14 protein-coding genes are annotated in these 15,366 nt (G+C 69.0%); 6 read left to right on the top strand and 8 right to left on the bottom strand.

The window, feature by feature from the left end; genetic code table 11:
- Positions 1 to 15 precede the first annotated feature (15 nt).
- From D105_RS0100070 to D105_RS0100045, 6 genes are all read right to left on the bottom strand, one after another.
- Entirely contained in the window at positions 16 to 3,942 is a 3,927-nt protein-coding gene (locus tag D105_RS0100070; protein WP_038032615.1) for a YhdP family protein, read from the bottom strand.
- A 148-nt stretch (positions 3,943 to 4,090) separates the two neighbouring features.
- A complete protein-coding gene (gene rng, locus D105_RS0100065) occupies positions 4,091 to 5,629 on the bottom strand; it encodes a ribonuclease G (RefSeq protein WP_018867478.1) in 1,539 nt (512 codons plus the stop codon).
- Between the two features lie 79 nt (positions 5,630 to 5,708).
- Positions 5,709 to 6,818 carry an AI-2E family transporter gene (locus D105_RS0100060; RefSeq protein ID WP_018877135.1) on the bottom strand — a complete coding sequence of 370 codons (1,110 nt, stop codon included), beginning with the start codon at positions 6,816 to 6,818 and terminating at the stop codon, positions 5,709 to 5,711.
- Entirely contained in the window at positions 6,815 to 7,300 is a 486-nt protein-coding gene (locus tag D105_RS0100055) for a hypothetical protein (RefSeq protein ID WP_026280373.1), read from the bottom strand. Before D105_RS0100055 ends, D105_RS0100060 begins: the two co-directional genes overlap by 4 nt.
- Positions 7,297 to 8,043 (bottom strand): type 1 glutamine amidotransferase, encoded by a 747-nt coding sequence (locus D105_RS0100050; protein WP_018877133.1) that lies wholly within the window; start codon positions 8,041 to 8,043, stop codon positions 7,297 to 7,299. The genes D105_RS0100055 and D105_RS0100050 overlap by 4 nt, the downstream gene beginning before the upstream one ends.
- A gap of 143 nt (positions 8,044 to 8,186) precedes the next feature.
- Positions 8,187 to 9,095: a LysR family transcriptional regulator gene (locus D105_RS0100045; protein ID WP_018877132.1), complete on the bottom strand. Its 909-nt coding sequence runs from the start codon at positions 9,093 to 9,095 to the stop codon at positions 8,187 to 8,189.
- 172 nt (positions 9,096 to 9,267) lie between these two features.
- Between D105_RS0100045 and D105_RS0100040 the strand changes: the two genes are divergently transcribed.
- From D105_RS0100040 to rpmG, 3 genes are all read left to right on the top strand, one after another.
- Positions 9,268 to 10,992 (top strand): bifunctional diguanylate cyclase/phosphodiesterase, encoded by a 1,725-nt coding sequence (locus D105_RS0100040; RefSeq protein WP_018877131.1) that lies wholly within the window; start codon positions 9,268 to 9,270, stop codon positions 10,990 to 10,992.
- A gap of 96 nt (positions 10,993 to 11,088) precedes the next feature.
- A complete protein-coding gene (gene rpmB / locus D105_RS0100035; protein ID WP_017941409.1) occupies positions 11,089 to 11,325 on the top strand; it encodes a 50S ribosomal protein L28 in 237 nt (78 codons plus the stop codon).
- Between the two features lie 12 nt (positions 11,326 to 11,337).
- On the top strand, positions 11,338 to 11,508 hold the full coding sequence (rpmG, locus tag D105_RS0100030; protein ID WP_017941410.1) for a 50S ribosomal protein L33: 171 nt from the start codon (positions 11,338 to 11,340) through the stop codon (positions 11,506 to 11,508).
- Positions 11,509 to 11,653: 145 nt separating this feature from the next.
- On the opposite strand, the gene D105_RS0100025 is transcribed toward rpmG, so the two are convergent.
- Positions 11,654 to 11,884 carry a hypothetical protein gene (locus D105_RS0100025; protein ID WP_018867485.1) on the bottom strand — a complete coding sequence of 77 codons (231 nt, stop codon included), beginning with the start codon at positions 11,882 to 11,884 and terminating at the stop codon, positions 11,654 to 11,656.
- Positions 11,885 to 11,968: 84 nt separating this feature from the next.
- Here D105_RS0100025 and D105_RS0100020 point away from each other — a divergent pair, with 84 nt between their 5' ends.
- Genes D105_RS0100020 through mutM form a run of 3 tightly spaced genes read left to right on the top strand, consistent with a single transcriptional unit; the run spans position 11,969 to position 14,942 of the window.
- The gene (locus D105_RS0100020; RefSeq protein WP_018867486.1) at positions 11,969 to 13,183 is read left to right on the top strand and encodes an EAL and HDOD domain-containing protein; all 1,215 of its coding nucleotides are present in this window, start codon (positions 11,969 to 11,971) and stop codon (positions 13,181 to 13,183) included.
- Between the two features lie 3 nt (positions 13,184 to 13,186).
- Positions 13,187 to 14,134 (top strand): hypothetical protein, encoded by a 948-nt coding sequence (locus tag D105_RS0100015; protein WP_018877130.1) that lies wholly within the window; start codon positions 13,187 to 13,189, stop codon positions 14,132 to 14,134.
- Entirely contained in the window at positions 14,127 to 14,942 is an 816-nt protein-coding gene (gene mutM, locus D105_RS0100010; protein ID WP_018877129.1) for a bifunctional DNA-formamidopyrimidine glycosylase/DNA-(apurinic or apyrimidinic site) lyase, read from the top strand. The genes D105_RS0100015 and mutM overlap by 8 nt, the downstream gene beginning before the upstream one ends.
- Positions 14,943 to 15,150: 208 nt before the next feature.
- Here mutM and D105_RS14055 read toward each other — a convergent pair.
- The coding region (locus tag D105_RS14055) for a transposase (protein ID WP_019558383.1) at positions 15,151 to 15,366 on the bottom strand (216 nt) is incomplete at its 5' end.

Here is a 15,366-nt window from a genome sequence, read left to right as displayed (position 1 = left end):
CTGCCCGCGCCGGTATCAGTCGTTGTCGGCCCCGTCGGTCTCCGCTGCCGGCTCCACCAGCACGCGTACCTGCGGGTCGTCCCAGGGGCCCGTCACCGCGTACTCGACGCGGGCCGCCTCTTCTATCTGATCCCCGATCCCCAGCACGCGTTCCGCAAGAAGCACCACAACCCCGGTCACGGGGCCGCCCACCAGGGCCCCGACGATCGGGAGCGCGGTGCGCAGGCTCGGCACGACCACGATCTCGTGATCATAGTCACGTGCCACCAGCCCGGTGCGGCCGCTCAGACGCACCTTGGCCGAGGGTCCCTCCAGGCGCAGGTCGGGCACATGCAGGTCCCCGTCGCGCAGCACGGCGTCCGCGGTCAGCTCGCTGAAGGTCAAACCCTCGGTGAACACGTCGCGGAAATCCAGCCGCAACCGCCGCGGCAGTACGTCCAGGCTGACCAGCCCCAGCAGGCGACCCGCCCCCGGCTCGACATCCGCCAGGCGCCCGTCGGACAGCGACAGCTCCACGGACCCTGTCAGCTGCGCCAGGCTCGGGGCGTACAGCGGCCCCGGCCAGACGAGCGACAGCGACCCGTCGCCGGCGCCCCCGACCAGGGCCCGCGACAGCCCCGCCGACCGCAGGGCCGCGCCCCAGTCGTCACCGGACAGGGTCGCATCCAGGCGTGTCTCCGGCAGACCCTCCGCGGACACCCGCCAGACGCCCACGGCATCGGCGTGGAGATCGCCCTCCGGGGCACGGACCTCCAGGTCCCGGATCACCAGACCGCTGGACTGCGGCTCCAGGCCCAGTTCGATATCCGCGAAACGGTAATCGCCCAGCGCCAGGCTGTCGAGCGTCAGGTCCACCGCCGGCCAGGCCCGCGGATCCTCGAACCCCCCGGCCGTGACGGGCTGCACCTCCGCTTCGGCCTCTTCGCCAGCGCCGGTCCACTCGAGATCGTCCAGAATCAGGTGGCGCAGATGCGCCTCCCAGCGATCACGCCCGCCAGCGGCCATCGGGCGCCACCGAGCCTCGCCGGCCAGCCAGTCGGACGCCACCTCCAGATCCCAGCCCGCGTCCCCGCGCCGGCCCAGAAAGCGCAGCCCGGGCAGGTCCCGCCCGCCCCAGCGGATACGGTCGCGGATATCCAGTTCCAGGCGCGTCAGCGCCACGGCCTGCTCCGCCTCCTCGGCGTCGTCGCCGGCCGCGCCCAGATCCACCGCACCGCCCCAGGGGGCCTCGCCCAGGGCCTCGAGCCACGGGTCCACCTCCAGCCGTGGCAGGCGAGCCCGCACGGACACACCCGCCCCCGGCAGGGCCAGGGCGCTGGCTCGGGGAGCGCCAATCTCCAGCGCCAGGGCCTGCAGGGCGATCCCGCGCGCCGCCGTGCGGGGCTCGGCGCCGCGCACGGCCGGATCCTCGGGGGCGGCAGTCGGGGAGAGACGCAGGTGGGCCCGCAGGACCGAGCCCAGTGTCAGGTGGCCAATGCCCGCGCCGTCATGCCCCAAGGGCAGCGTCAGTTCCAGCGCGCGGGCCTCCTCCGCCGGCTTGCCGATCGGCTCCGGCCAGTCGATCGCCACACCCACCAGATCCGAGCTCAGGTCCAGACGCACGCCATCCACCGCCTGGCCAAGGCGCAATTGCGCCTCCCACTGCGCCGCACCCTCCAGGTAGGGGGCCAGCTCCGGAAAATCCTCCAGCCAGGGCCCCAGGGGTTGTCTCCCGCGCGCCGTGAGCCGTGCGGTCTCGCCATCCAGGGGCCAGTCCGCCCCCAGGGTGACGGTCTCGTCATGGACACGCGCGGTCACATCCTCCGCCGCGATGCGATCGGCGGTATCGAACCGGACCTGGCCCTCGACGGCCTCCAGCACCGCGGGCCAGCCCGGGACCTCGGCGCGCGTGCCCTGGAGATCCAGCGTGCCGGCGACCCGCGTCTGGTCCATGCGCCCCTCCTGCAACGGCAGGGTCAGGGAGAGCCCCAGCCGGGTCGGGCCCGTCAGGCGCGCCTGATCGCGCAGTTCCGCCGCCTCCTCCAGCAGGTCGGCCTGACGCAGATAAGTCAGCAGATCAGCGGCATCACCATCGGCCGTGCCCTCCAGTTCGAGGACCGCGTTCTCCATATCCTCGATCCCGATCCGGGTGGCATGCACCTCGGTGTCGAGGATGCGGCCCCGCGCGTCCTCGGCGCGGAAGCCCGCGTTGTGGAACAGCAGCCGCCCGCTGACGTCCTCGGCCCTGGGCCAGCCCTCTTGGTAGTCGAGGATGCCCGCCTCGACATCCGCCCACAGGTCGAACACCCCCTCGCCGTCGGCAAACGGGAAGTCCTCTCCGCGTCCCCGGTAGGCCATGCCGCCCCCCGTGGAGACCCCGGTCACGATGCTGTCCACCAGCCACTGATAGGTGTTCTCCGGCAGGTGATACAGCGGCAGGTAGCGCGCGGTACGGTCGCCGTTGGCACGCAGGATGTCCATGGCGATATCGACCCGCGGGCCGGCCGCGTGCCCGTCCAGCCGCATCCGCATGCGCCCGCGTACCGCGGCGTCGGCATTCGCGGCATTCAGGCCCTCGCCCGCCAGATGCCAGTGCCCGGAGTCGTCACGCTCGGCGCGCAGGCGGCCACGGGCGGTGTCCAGCACCACCGGCTCGGCCAGTACCCGCGGCAGATCGATCTCCAGGTCGCGGCTGTCCAGCAGCAGTTCCACGCCGCCGCGACGCCACTGCAGGTAGCCCGCCGCTCCCTGCACCCCGAGCCCGTGCCCGGCGGCGCGCCAGCCGAGATCCCGCACATCGGCCTCGGCCCAGACCGGCTGCAGCCGGTCCGACTCGCGACGTGCCTCGAACCGGGCCAGGTCCAGTGTTCCGCGCGGATGGAGGTCGGCGATGCGCTCGGCCAGCTCGGGCGCCGCCTGGCGCAGCAGCGTGAGCAGGGGTGCGTAGGGCTCGACGTCGACATCGCGGGCCGCCAGCTCCACCGCATCCACCACCAGCTCGCGGGGCTCGCCCTCCAGGCGGTAGGCCAGGCGCAGGTCCCCGGAACCCGGCCGCGTCCCGCTCCAGGACGACCGGTGCCGACCGTCCCGGACCCGCCAGTCGAATCGATGGCCGATGGCCGGACCGTCCGGTTCCCCGGCCAGGCTAAGAGTCGTCTCGTGATCCCCGCGCAGCCAGGCCATGCGGCCATCGTCGAGCGCACCCCACAGGCGCAGCGTCGCGGTGCCCTCGGGCGCGGGCCAGCCCAGGTAGGCCAGCCACGGCTGCCAGGCGGTCAGGTCCACCGCATCCGCTTCCAGGAAGAAACGCGCATCGCGCAGATCGGCCGCCGGCGCCTGCAACCCGAGCACGAAATGCCCACCCGCGTCCGGCGCGTCCAGGGCCCCGTCGAGAAACAGCCGCAGCGAGCCATCGTGCGCCGTGCGCAGGGCCGCCCGGTCCAGCCGCGCGGCGGACTCCAGGCCCGCGCCGCGGTCCTCCCAGATCAGCCGGATCGCCTCCGCCTCGACATCGGGCCACTGCGCCACCGGGATGGTGAGCAAGCGCCCCTCACCCATGCCGATCTCGCGCCCGTGGAGGGAAAACCGGCCATCGGCATGGCGCACCAGGCGCAGATCCACACCCTCGACCCGCACCGCCAGTGCCGGGTGCCGGCTGCGCAGGCTGGCCCCGGCACTCAGCGATATCCCGAGGCGCTCGATGGCAACCGGCTCGCCCTCGGGCATCGCCACCCGGACCTCCCGCGCCACCAGCGCCGGGGACCAGCCGGCCCAGCCCAGTTCGATGCCCGCGGCGGAGACCTCGCGCTCCAGTTGCTCGCTGACGGTCGTCTCCACCCAGGCGTGCAGGCCGTCCCAGTGCGGCAACGCCAGGCGCAATGCCAGGATGGCGATCACCAGCGCCAGCACCAGGGCCAGCAGGACCCCCAGGGTCACGCGCACACTTTGTGAACGGATGCTCATTTTTCACCCACCCGATCAAAACGCGGCCTGCCCGGCCGACCGGGACCCCGATCCATGCTGGGTCCGCACGCGTGCTTCACCTTGGTGTCTCTCCCTCCCCGCTGGCGACAATCGCCCGAATCCGGGCCATGTCTGAATTAGGTATAGCTCAGACGAAGACCACGTCGAACTGTTCCTGGGTGTAGAGCGTCTCCACCTGGAAGCGGATGGGGATGCCGACAAAGCTCTGCAGCTCCGCCAGCGCGGCGGATTCCTCGTCCAGCAGCAGGTCGATCACGTTCTGCGACGCCAAGACCCGCAGCTCGCGCGCGTCGTACTGGCGCACCTCGCGCAGGATCTCGCGGAACAACTCGTAGCAGACGGTCTCCGCCGATTTGAGGTAGCCGCGCCCGCCGCAGACCTGGCAGGGCTCGCACATCTGGTGCTCCAGGCTCTCGCGGGTGCGCTTGCGGGTCATCTCCACCAGCCCCAGCGGCGAGACGTCGCAGATCTGCGTCTTCACGTGGTCGCGTTCCAGCGCCTTTTCCAGTGCGCGGATCACCTGGCGCTTGTGCTCGTCGTCCTGCATGTCGATGAAATCGATGATGATGATCCCGCCGAGATTGCGCAGGCGCAGCTGGCGCCCGATGGCCTGGGCCGCCTCCAGGTTGGTCTTGAAGATCGTCTCCTCGAGCTTGCGATGGCCGACAAAGCCGCCGGTGTTGATGTCGACCGTGGTCATCGCCTCGGTCTGGTCGAAGATCAGGTAGCCACCGGACTTCAGCTCCACCTTGCGCTCCAGGGCGCGGTGGATCTCCTCCTCGACGTTGAACAGGTCGAAGATCGGGCGCTCGCCGGGGTAATGCTCGATGTGCCCGATCAGTTCCGGCAGGTAGCGTTCGACGAAGCTGCAGACCTTCTGATAGGTCTCGCGCGAGTCGATACGGATGCGCTCGATATCCACTCCCACCATGTCGCGCAGGATGCGCTCGACCAGCGGCAGGTCGGCGTAGACCTCGGTCCCCGGCGGCGCGCTGGCGGCCTGCTCCTGCAGGCTGTCCCAGACCTTCTTCAGGAAGGCGGTATCGTTGTACAGGGCCTCGTAGTCGGCCAGCTCCGCGGCGGTGCGCACGATGAAGCCGTGCTGCGGGGCCAGCTCGTCACGCAGCTGCTCGATGGACTCGCGCAGCCGCGCGCGCACGCCCTCGTCCTCGATGCGCGTGCTCACCCCGACATTCGACTGGTTCGGCATCAGCACCAGGTTGCGCGACGGCAGCGTGATGTAGGTGGTCAGACGCGCGCCCTTGGACCCCAGCGGGTCCTTGACCGCCTGGACCAGGACGTCCTGCCCCTCGCGCAGCAGTTCGCGGATGCCCTCGCGCGCCGGCGCCGCGCCGCCATTGGCGGTCCCGTTGCCCGCGGCGGTTGCCGGGGCATCCCCGCCCGACAGCGCATTGCCATTGAGCTCCTCGCGCTCCACCGGCGCCACGTCGGAGGCGTGCAGGAAGGCCGTACGCTCCAGGCCGATGTCGACAAAGGCTGCGTCCATGCCCGGCAGCACGCGCACCACCCGACCCTTGTAGATGTTGCCCACGATCCCGCGGCGACGGGTGCGTTCCAGGTGCAGCTCGGTCAGGACGCCGTTTTCCACCAGGGCCACACGGCTCTCCTGGGGCGTCACATTCATCAGGATCTCGGTTCCGGTCATGCGTTCTTCTTGTTATCGAATGGGGACCAACCAGCCGCCGGGCCCGCGGGCGGGCGCGGCGGAGGTCCGGGATTTCGGGCTACTTGGTGACGGCTTCGGCCGAACCGGCCTCGCCGTCCGTCGAGGTTTCGGGCGGCGGGTGCTGGGCTCGCGGCCAGGACTTGATCACCGCATGCACCAGGGTCGCCAGCGGGATGGCGAAGAACACCCCCCAGAGCCCCCAGATGCCGCCAAACACGAACACCGCGGCGATAATCGCCACCGGGTGCAGGTTGACCACCTCGGAGAACAGCAGCGGCACCAGCACGTTGCCGTCGAGGAACTGGATCACCCCGTAGGCGATCAGCACCCAGGCGAACTCGGAACTCAGGCCGAACTGGAAATAGGCGACCGCGGCCACCGGGATGGTCACCACCGCCGCCCCGATGTACGGGATGATCACCGAGATGCCCACCATGAACGACAGCAGCACCGCGTATTCCAGCCCGAACCAGTTGAAGGTCAGGAAGGTGACCGCCCAGACGATCACGATCTCGATGAACTTGCCGCGCACGTAGCTGGCGATCTTCAGGTTCACCTCGCGCCACACCTGGCTGGCCAGGTGGGTATCCCGGGGCATGAACCCGCGCACCCAGCCGAGGATCAGGTCACGGTCCTTCAGCATGAAGAACACCATCAGCGGGACCACGATCAGGTAGATCACCACGTCCACAATGTGCCGCGCCGAGGACAGCGAGAAGGACACCACGCGCTGCCCCAGCAGGGTCGCCTCGGCGCGGATCGCCCCCATCAGCTCGAGGACCTGTTCGTCGGTAATCAGCTGCGGGTAGCGCTCGGGGAGCTGCAGCAGCAGCTTCTGGCCCTCCGAGATCATGCCCGGCAGCTCGCGCACCAGCTGGGTGACCTGGGCCGACATCAGCGGCACCACACTGAACAGCGCCGCAACGGTGAGTGCCAGAAAGGCCAGCAGCACGCAGGTGACCGCGAGGATACGCGGGACGCGCCAGAGGACCAGCCTCCGCACCGCCCCCTCCAGCAGGTAGGCAATGATCAGCGAGGCCAGCAGCGGCGCCAAGATGCGCCCGGCAAAGATGATGACCAGGAATCCCGCGAGCAGCAGAAACGCCAGGATCACCACCTGCGGATCGGTGAAATGACGCTGGTACCACTGACGCAGGATGTCGATCATCGCGACGGCCCTCCCGCCTCCGGGTCATCCCCGTCCGCGGAACGAGTCGGGTCCTGGGCCACCGCCTTCTCGTAATGGGTACGGAAGACGACCTCCAGCTCGTCGATCACCTCCACCGCCGGACGCCCCTGCATCACGTGCTGCCCCATCAGGGCCGAGGTCTCGTTCAGCAGCTTGGAGCGATCCAGCATGTGGTAGGTGGCGGACAGGCGGCGCATGGCCTTGATCACCGACTCGTTCTCCGGCCGCGGAATGGGCTCCGGCTCGGGCACCGGCTCCGGTGCGGGGGCCGGCGATTCCTGCTCCAGAAAGCGGGCAAACTTCAGCAGGCTGGCCTGGTCCTCGGGCGACAGCCGCACGGCGATCTCGGCGATCGCCCGCGCCGGGTCCTCGCGGCCCTTCTTGCGCGCGCCCCCCAGCACCGAGCCGAGATCGCCTCCCGACAGACCGCCATCGCTGCCCATGCCCAGTGGAGGGATCATCCCTCGTCCTCGATCTTCAGGCTGAATACCGGCATCTTGCGGCGTTCCTGCATCAGGCCCAGCGCCTTCACCAGCGCCACGATCACGTCCTCGGTCACCTTCTGCATCTCGCCCCATTCCATGCGCGCCTCGCCCAGGAGTTCGCCCATGTTCGGCGGCGGGTTGTGACGCGCCTCCATGATGATGTCCTCGAGCATCCCGGGCTTCATCTCGGGTCGAAACAGCATGCCATAGGTCAGTTCATCCGGCCGGATCGCCAGCCAGTCGCCGTCGTCGTCCACCAGTACTGGCTGCACGCCGTCCGGCAGGTCGACCCGGCCATTGACCAGTTGCAGCACCCGCCGGCCATCCAGGGCCTCGGCGAGTTCGTCGCCCTCGCCCGCCGCGGTCTTGTGCGCGGTCACGAAGCGCGCGCGATACATCGGGTCCTCGTGGGCGGTGCCACCGGCCTGCTCGGCCACCAGCAAACCGCCCATGCCGATCCCGACCACAGGGCGCTTCGAACGGCGGAAGATGTCGATCAGCGACAGCTCGTCCGGGACCTGCGGGTTCTCCTCGTGATCCGCGGTCGGCCAGGCGCCGCCCAGCAGCCACAGCCCGTCGAACTGGGCCGCGGAACCGGGCAGGTCCTGCCCCACGAACGGCCGATAGTAGGAAAAGCCAATATCGCGTTTTTCCAGCTGTGACTCGATCAGTCCGAGAAACTCGGAATAGGTATGCTGCACTACGCAGTAGTTCTTCATGTCGCGTCTATCCTGATTTTGTATTCGGGGCCGGGCGAGGGAAACACGGATCGGGGCCGGCTCGCGGCGGCGTCACTCCGACCGGCGAACAACGCACATGACGGCCGTGCGGTTGCCCGGCATCGCGGACCGCACCGCGTACCTCAATCCCGGTTTTCCTCTGCCGTGCAGTATCCGCGCAGGAACTGCATCAACACCTCCAGCGTGGGCACGCGGAACTTCTGCCGCGCGTGCACCAGGGAGATCGGCCGTTCCAGCGGCGGTGACAGTGGCAGTGCCACCAGTTCGCCCAGTTCCAGCTCCTTGGCCACCACCGCCTCGGACAGCACCGAGAGCCCCATACGGGCCACTACCGCACCCTTGATCGCCTCCGAACTGCCCAGTTCCATGCAGCCCCGCAGGCTGCTGCGGTCGTACCCGGCGCGCCCAAGGTACTCCATGATGACCTCGCGGGTCCCGGAACCCTCCTCGCGGCATATGAATGGGCGCTCGATGAAGTCCGCGACGCGGACGCTCTCGCGCTTGGCCAGTTCGTGATCCGGCGGCACGATCAGGCGCAACTGATCGACCAGGCAGGGCTGTACCTGCAGACTGCGGTGGGTCACCGGGGCCTCGACAATGCCGAGATCCACGCTGCCCTCCTCGACCATGAGCACCACGCTCTCGGTATTGCCCACCCGCAGGCGGATGCCGATATCCGGATGCTCGCGACGGAAGGCCCCCAGCAGCGCCGGCAGCATGTATTCCGCCACCGTGGTACTGGCCCCGATCACCAGCGCCCCGCCATTCGCGCCCTTCAGCTCGCGCAGGGCGGCCTCCAGCTCGCCGTAGGTGTCGAAGATGCGTTCGGCATAGCGTTGCACGAGCCGCCCGGCATCGGTCAGTGTGACCCGATTGTGATTGCGATCGAACAACCGGGTATCCAGCTGTTCCTCCAGCTGCCGCACCTGGAAGGTCACCGCCGGCTGCGTCATGTGCAGCACCTCGGCGGCGCGGGTGAAGGACAACAGCCGCGCCACCGTTAGAAAGACCTGCAACCGCCGATCAGCCATGCCGCCCCGTCCTGGAGAATAAAGTCCGTACCATCCCCGGATGCTACCAAGCCCCCGCGACGGGCAACAGCGACCCGCCTCCCGGACGCATCGGCCCGGATCCTTGCCCCGCCCGCGCGAGAAACGTCTATAAGGGAATCACGACATCATGGCGCAAGCCGAAGGAACCGGAATGGGGGCATCCCCGTACCACGCCTGGTCGCATGGGCGCTCGCAAGGCATCCACAAGCGCTGGAGGGTCGCCGGGACTGCCGCCGCCGCGCTCCTGATGGCACTGGTCACCCTGCTGGTCTTTCAGACCGGCGGCACCTCCACGGCCTATCTCAACTTCATCCTGATCCCGGTGCTGCTGGGGGCGGCCCTGTTCGGCCTGTGGGGCGGGTTGGCCTTCGGGCTGCTGGCCGGCCTGCTCCTAGGGCCCTTCATGCCCCTGGACACCACCACCGGGGCGGCCCAGCCCGCCCTGAACTGGCTCACGCGCACGGGCATCTACGTGGTGCTGGGCGGCTTCTCCGGCTGGCTCTTCGACACCCTGCGGCGGCATTCCGGCCGCCTGCTGGAGCAGGCCTACACCAACCCGGTAACCAACCTGCCCAACCGCGAGTCGCTGGAACAGTACGTCCAGCAGCTGATGCGCCAGGCGGAGTCCCCGCAGGCCGCCGCCACACGGGTGTTCGTGATCAGCCTGCAAATGGACAACTACCAGGACAGCATCAGCGCCCTCGGCCTGGCCGCCGAGCGCCCCCTGCTGCGCGGCATTGCCGACCGCATGCAGGGCGTGGCCGGTCCTGCCGGGGCCGACGTGTTTCATGTCCACGACGACCACTTCGCCCTGATCCTGCCGCACCGCGGGCGCAAGGAGGCCCTGGCGGTAACCCAGGCGGTGATCGACGCCCTGCAGGCCCCCTTCGAGGTCTACGACATCCCGGTCTATCTCGGGGCCCACGCGGGGATCTCGTCCTTCCCCTTCCACGAGCAGGACGAGCCGACCCGGCTGCTGACCAAGGCCTGGATGGCCATGCACCAGGCGAGCCACTCGGGCCGTCGCTACCGCAGCTATGACCGGCGCAGCGACGACAACAGCCTGCATACGGTCGAGCTCCTCGGCGAGCTCCAGGGCGCCCTGGACGACGGCCAGCTGCACCTGCACTACCAGCCCAAGGTGGACCTGGAGACCCGGCAGCTGATCGGGCTGGAGGCCCTGCTGCGCTGGGAACACCCCACGCGCGGCCGCATACCCCCGGGCGAGTTCATACCGCAGGCGGAGCGCACCGGGCTGATCCACGAGCTGACGCGCCGCGTCCTGCGCCTGGCCCTCGCGGACCTCGCCACCCTGCGCGAGCACGGCCTGACCATGCCGGTCAGCATCAACATCTCCGCACGCAATTTCCTCGACCCGGCATTCGCCGATCATCTGCTGGAACAGGTACACGCCTCCGGCCTGCCCCCCTGCGCCCTGGAGCTCGAGTTCACCGAGACCGCCCTGATGGCCGATCCGGACGAGGTGATCACCGCCCTCAACCGCCTGACCGCCGCCGGGCTGGCGCTCGCCATCGACGACTTCGGCACCGGCTACTCCTCTCTGGCCTATCTCAAGCGGATGCCGGTCACCACCCTCAAGATCGATCAGGCCTTCGTGCGCCAGATGCTGGAACACGCGGTGGATGCCCAGATCACCCGTGCCAGCATCAGCCTGGCCCGCGATCTCGGGCTGAAGGTGGTGGCCGAGGGGGCCGAGGACGCCGCCACCCTGGACACCCTGCAACAATGGGGCTGCGACGCGGCCCAGGGCTTCGGCATCGCCCGGCCGATGCCGCTGGATGCGACGCTGGCCTGGGCCCGCGAATGCGGCGTGGCGCCCCGGGTCCGGGCCCACTGCGCCCCCGGGGCCAACTGAGCGCGCCGCGGCAGACCCGGTTTTCCCTTGCACCGGCCCCGGGGCTGCGCTATAGTCCGCCGTCTTTCTGGTAGACCCAAATTCCGGAGTCCCCCGATGGCCCGAGTATGTCAGGTGACCGGCAAGCGCCCGGCGACCGGTAACAACGTTTCGCACGCCCACCGCAAGACGCGGCGGCGCTTCCTGCCCAATCTGCACTCCCACCGTTTCTGGGTGGAGAGCGAGAACCGTTTCGTACGCCTGCGCGTCAGCAGCAAGGGCATGCGCATTATCGACAAGCGCGGCATCGACGCGGTCCTGGCGGACTGCCGTGCCCGCGGTGAAAAGGTCTAAGGAGGCTTCACGATGGCTGCCAAGTCCGCACGCGACAAGATCCGCCTGGTGTCCTCCGCCGGCACCGGCCACTTCTACACCACGTCCAAGAACAAGCGGAACATGCCCGAGAAGATGGAGATCAAGAAGTTCGATCCCGTCGTCCGCAAGCACGTGATGTACAAGGAAGCCAAGATCAAGTAATCGCGCCTCCCGGCACGATTGCCTGATCCCGGGCGAAAAAGGGCCCGGCCCGCTCACGCGGTGCCGGGCCCTTTTTGTGTCTGCGTGTTGTGTCTGCGTGGCCGGAAGCCCCGGATGCACCGCAACGCGTACCCGGGGCCTATCCTCAAACGGGATCCGGCTGACCACCCTTCCCGGATGCCGCGCTGCCCTCCGCGGCGGTCTCCGCCCAGCGCGTCATCACGCGCCCCCAACGATGCGCGGTCGCCGGGTCCAGTTCGATCTTGGTATAACGTTCGCCATCGCGGATAATAACCCGCAGCAACGGAACCCCCGAGTCGTGCAGGATCTGACGCAACTCCACGACTTCGCCAAATGGCGCATCAATCGAATCCATGGTGCGTGTGTTCCTCCCGAGCCGGCCTGCCGCACTTCGTCGTGGCCGCCCATCCGTGATTGATCGTGTTCACCTGACGCAAGCATGCAACCAATTTTTGTCGGCCGGCAACCCATCTTCGACGATCAGGAGAACCTGATCGGCTTCGAGCTCCTCTTTCGCGCGGGGCACATGGATACCGCCTCGGTCACCGACGGCGACCTGGCCACCTCCGATCTCCTGCGCAGCGCCTTTATCGACATCGGGCTGGAGCATCTCGTCGGCGAGCACCTGGCATTCGTCAATCTGACCCGCGGCTTCCTCGAGCACGACGTCATCACCAGCCTGCCACCGGAGCAGGTGGTGCTGGAGATCCTCGAGGATGTCGAGATCGACACCGAGGTGGTCGCCGCCGTGCGACGCCTGAAGGCCCGGGGCTTCCGCATTGCGCTCGACGACTACCAGTTCCAGGAGAGCCACGCGGAACTGGTCGAGCTGGCCGATCTCGTCAAGCTCGACGTGCTGACCCTGGGCCGCGAACGCCTGGAGCAGGAAGTCGACACCCTGCGCGGCTTCGGAGTGGAACTGCTGGCCGAGAAGGTCGAGACCGCCGAGGACTATGCGCGCTGCCGACACCTCGGGTTCAGCCTGTTCCAGGGCTTTCACCTGTCCTTCCCCCACGTGATCGAGGGGCAGCGCCTGGAGAGCCTGGAGCTCGCCCTGCTGCGCCTGCTGAAGGCCCTGCAGGCACCCGATCCCACGCCGGCCGAACTGGAGAGCCTGATCGCCGCCGAACCGGGGCTGGCGATCCAGTTGCTGCGCCTCGCCAACAGCCCGGCCTACCGGGGCCGGCGGGCCACGGACTCCCTGTACGACGCGATCCTGCGGCTGGGCCAGGGGCGAATCAAGCGCCTGGCGATGCTGATGGTCCTGCGCGGCGCCGACGGCCAGAGCCACGGTCTCGAACAGGTCATGATCCGCGCCCGCATGGGCATGCTGATGGCCCGCGCCCTGGGCCTGCCCCCGGAGGAATGCGAGCGCTATTTCACGCTCGGCATGCTGTCCGGCCTGGACCGGGTGCTGGGTGTGCCGCTGCGGCGCATCCTCGGCGAACTCCACCTGTCCACGGAGATGGAACAGGCATTGCTGGAGGGGAGCGGCCCGCTGGCGCCGCTGCTGGCGACCATTGCCGCCTTCGAGGGCCCCGCGCTGCCGCCCGACAGCGCGAATGCCCCCGTCCCCGCGCCGGTCTCCAGCCGCCTCTACCTGGAAGCCGTACGCTGGACCGAGGACCTTCTCGCATCCCTGGCGGAGCCCTAGACGATGCCCCTCACCCTGCGCAGCCAGCTGATGCCGGAAGCCGCGACAGGCCCCGACACGGGGTTGCGGATCCGGCTGCGCGAGCCCGCAGGGATCGAGGCCGCGCGCGGCACCCTCGAGATCCATCCGGGCCTGAGCCCCCTGGCACCGGATGACTATGTCGAATACTGGACCGCCCCCGGCACGCCGCGCTCCTCCCGCGAGGGCCCCGTGCACCTGCTGGAACACGACGATGTGCTGTTTGCGAGCTGGACCGGCCCGGACCACGGGCTGCGGGAGCAGACCGAACAGGCCTACCAGTCGCTGCTGGCCGCCTGCCGCACGCGCGGCTACGAACACCTGGCGCGCATCTGGAACTTCTTCGGCGATGTCCACGGCGAAGAGGACGGACTGGAACGCTACCAGGCGTTCTGTGTCGGGCGCGCCGCCGCCCTGGAGGCTCTGCAGGTCCCGCTGGCCAGCATGCCGGCCGCCACCGCGATCGGTGGCGACCGGCGCCAGCTGGTGATCTACCTGATCGCCACCCGGACACCGGCGAAACCGCTGGAGAACCCGCGCCAGGTCAGCGCCTACCACTACCCGGCGCGCTACAGCCCGAAGAGCCCGACCTTTGCCCGCGCCACACAACTGGATACGGCCGACGGCCCGCTGATCCTGCTCTCCGGCACCGCCAGCATCGTCGGCCACGAGAGCCGGCACCCGGACGACGTAGTGGCCCAGGCGCGCGAGACCCTCGCCAACCTCCAGGCCCTGCACAATACCGCCGGGCGCAAGCTGCCCCGGCCGTCCTGGTTGCGTGTCTACCTGCGCCGCCCGGAGGACCGCCCCCGGGTCGCGGCCGTGCTGGCGGAACACTACAACGCGGCCCACCCGGGTCCGATCGTGCAGTGGGTGCGCGGCGACATCTGCCGCCGCGAGCTGCTGCTGGAGATCGAGGGCGTGCATGCCTGAACTGCCCGAGGTCGAGACCACCCGACGCGGACTGGAACCCCTGCTGGCCGGGCGCCGCATCACCGCCTTCGAGGTCCGCGAGCCACGCCTGCGCTGGCCCGTCCCCGAAGACCTGACCAGGCGACTGACCGATGCGCAGGTCCACCGACTGGCCCGCCGGGCCAAGTATCTCCTGCTGGAGACGGATCGCGCCGGCGTGCTGCTGCACCTGGGGATGTCCGGCAGCCTGCGCCACTGCCCGCCGGAGACATCACTGCGGCGCCACGACCACCTGATCGTTCACCTCGACAACGGCTATCAGGTCCGACTGCATGACCCGCGCCGCTTCGGCTGCTGTCTGCCGCTACCGGACGACGGCACCCCGCATCCGCTCCTGGCTGAGCTCGGCCCGGAACCCCTGGACCCCGCATTCGATGGCGACACCCTCTTCCTGCGCAGCCGCGGCCGCCGTGGCCCGGTGAAGGCCTTCATCATGGACCAGGCCATCGTGGTCGGGGTCGGCAACATCTACGCCACCGAGGCCCTGTTCCTCGCCGGCATCCGGCCCGGTCGCGCGGCCGGCCGGGTCACCCGCGCGGAATACCAGCGCCTGGCCGCACACATCAAGGCCGTACTGGCCGAGGCCATCGAGCAGGGCGGGACCACCCTGCGCGACTTCCTCCGCGAGGACGGTACCCACGGCTACTTCCGCCAGTCCCTGCACGTCTACGGCCGCGCCGGGGAACCCTGCCACGTCTGCGCCGATGTACTGCGCACCCGCCGCATCGGCCAGCGCGCCAGCAGCTACTGCCCCACCTGCCAGAAATAGCCGCCCGCTGTGGCCTGGAGGCCGCGAAAGGCTTTTTTACCACAGAGGGCACGGAGGACACGGAGAAGGGCGGGTCACAGGAAGACAGGAAGCTCGCGAAGGTTTCTTCTGGTATGGAGTGTGATCGCGGTCATACCAACCCTCGAGAAGGTTGTGTGCGTCAAGTTGTGCAGAAGTGAGTCAGCCATGTTCGGTTGGTCGGTATGGCTCAGGCGGCCTCGGCCTGCCTCAGCAGGATTTTCTTGTGCTCTTTGAGCAGATCCATGTTCAGGTAGCGGTTGTCCTCCAGCCAGCCTTCGTGGATTTCGACGGCCAGGGCCCGTACCAGGCGTAGACAGCTGTGGGTGTTGGGGAAGATCCGGACCACCCGGGTCCGGCGGCGGATCTCCTCGTTCAGCCGCTCGAGCATGTTGGTGCTCTTCAT

The organism is Thioalkalivibrio sp. ALE28 (genome assembly GCF_000377425.1).
GTDB lineage: Bacteria > Pseudomonadota > Gammaproteobacteria > Ectothiorhodospirales > Ectothiorhodospiraceae > Thioalkalivibrio.
This window is presented reverse-complemented; position numbering and strand designations above follow the sequence as displayed.